The sequence below is a fragment of the Sabulibacter ruber genome, assembly GCF_017355955.1.
Lineage (GTDB): Bacteria > Bacteroidota > Bacteroidia > Cytophagales > Hymenobacteraceae > Nibribacter > Nibribacter ruber_A.
In genome coordinates this window covers 1-313 of record NZ_JAFFID010000066.1, presented here as the reverse complement: position 1 = coordinate 313, position 313 = coordinate 1, and the positions used below count along the sequence as shown (strand labels likewise).

The following is a 313-nucleotide window of genomic DNA, read 5'->3' as shown; positions in this document are numbered from 1 at the left end:
CCAGCATGCGGCCGGTGCCGGTGCCGATGTCCAGCAGTTCACCGATCCCCTCGTCGGGCAGGAGGCGCAGCAGGGCCGCCTCGACCTCCCGCTCGGGCACATGGAGGGAACGGATCTCGTGCCAGCGGCCCGCGTTCTCGCGGAAGTAGCTGGCGGCGGCCTCGACGCGGGAGCGCTTGATGGAGTCCAGCCGCTCCAGGTCGAGGATCCGGGTGGGGTCGTCGGCGGGGATCGCGGCGACCAGCACGCGCGCCAGCTCGGCCGACGGACCGGCCTCGGCCAGCCGGTAGAAGGCGAAGGTGCCCTCGCGGAA

The 313-nt window shown here is 73.2% G+C and carries 1 protein-coding gene; it reads right to left on the bottom strand.

The window, feature by feature from the left end; translation table 11 throughout:
• Positions 1 to 313, bottom strand: a 313-nt coding sequence (locus tag JT719_RS24470; RefSeq protein ID WP_207436407.1) for a hypothetical protein, incomplete at both ends; no start/stop codon positions are given.